This is a genomic window from Bradyrhizobium sp. P2_E8 (genome assembly GCF_056403875.1).
On the sequence record NZ_JBFUES010001435.1, the window covers coordinates 1 to 1,375 of the forward strand.

A 1,375-nucleotide genomic window follows, 5' to 3' on the forward strand; every position below is an offset into this window, starting at 1 on the left:
GACAGGCCGCGACCTTTGCGCGCGGATCCGCTCCACCAACGACCGCCGCTCGCATATCCTAGTTCTGACCGACAAGGGCAAGGCCGTGCTGACGCGGGCGAAAAAGCTCGTCGCCACCAAGCACGAGGCGCGGCTGAACGACCTGCTCGGCCAGGCCAATCGCGAAGCCCTGATCGCGATGCTGTCGAAGATCGCCAACGAGTTTTGAGGCGTGCGGCTAACCGCGGTCGATCCACATTCTCCGCCGTCATCGCCCGCGAAGGCGGGCGATCCAGTACTCCAGAGGCCGTAGTGGGATACAGAGAAGCCGCGGCGTACTGGATTCCCCGCTTTCGCGGGGAATGACACCGTCGTCTGGGCAGGCGCCTCAATCCACCAGGATCACCCGGATGTCGTTGACGTTCGTCAGCGTCGGGCCGGGCATCAGCAGATCGCCGGTCGCCTCGAAGAACGCGGTCGCGTCGTTGTTGTCGAGATAGGCCTGCGGCTGGAGCGCCAGCGCCTTCATCTTCGCAAACGTCGCCGCGTCGATCAGCGCGCCTGCGGGGTCGGTTGGGTGGCCGGCGCCACCATCGGCGCCGTCGGTGTCGCCCGCGAGCGCGGAGATGCCGGCCGTGTCCTTCAGCAGGGCGGCGAGAGCCAGCGCGTATTCCTGGTTCGGACCGCCGCGCCCCTGGCCGCGCACGGTGACCGTAAGCTCGCCGCCGGAGAGGATCGCGATGCGCTTGCCCTGCGCGCGCGCCCGCAACGCCAGTTCGGCATGACTGGCCGCGACCTCGCGCGCCTCGCCTTCGAGATCGGCGCCGAGATCGATCGTCTCGTAGCCGGCCTCTTTCGCGAGCTTCACCGCGGCGTCGAGCGACTGCTTGGGCCGCGCGATCAATTCGAACGACGCGCGCGCGAAGGCGGCATCATCAGGCTTGCAGCTCTCGTTGTTGGGATCGTCGAGCGCGCGGCGCACGGCATCGTCGATATCGAGCTTGTACCTGGCCACGATCGCGCGCGCATCGGCCAGCGTGGTCGGATCGGGCACGGTGGGGCCGGAGGCGATCGCGGAGGGATCGTCATGCGGCACGTCGGAGATCGCGAGCGTCACGATCTCGGCGGCGTTCCTACCGGCGCGCGCCAGCCGTCCGCCCTTGATCCGCGACAGATGCTTGCGCACGACGTTCATCTCGCCGATCGGCGCGCCCGAGCGCAAGAGCGCCCTGTTGACGGCCTGCTTCTGCGCAAAGCTGATGCCGTCCACCGGCGCGATCCAGTTCGCCGAGCCGCCGCCGGTGAGCAGCACCAGAAGCAGATCGTCGGGCCCGGCCTCGCCCGCAAGCGCGAGCGTGTCGGCCGCGCCCTTGAGGCCGGCTTCATCGGGCACGGG

The 1,375-nt window shown here is 68.8% G+C and carries 1 protein-coding gene and 1 pseudogene; one reads left to right on the forward strand and one right to left on the reverse strand.

All coding sequences use genetic code 11. From position 1 onward, the window contains the following. Positions 1 to 208, forward strand: a pseudogene (locus AC1D00_RS41175) (MarR family transcriptional regulator); the annotation flags it as partial. 159 nt (positions 209 to 367) lie between these two features. Here the strand turns inward: AC1D00_RS41175 and AC1D00_RS41180 are convergent. Further along, positions 368 to 1,375, reverse strand: a 1,008-nt coding sequence (locus tag AC1D00_RS41180) for a glycerate kinase type-2 family protein (protein ID WP_477014654.1), incomplete at its 5' end; no start/stop codon positions are given.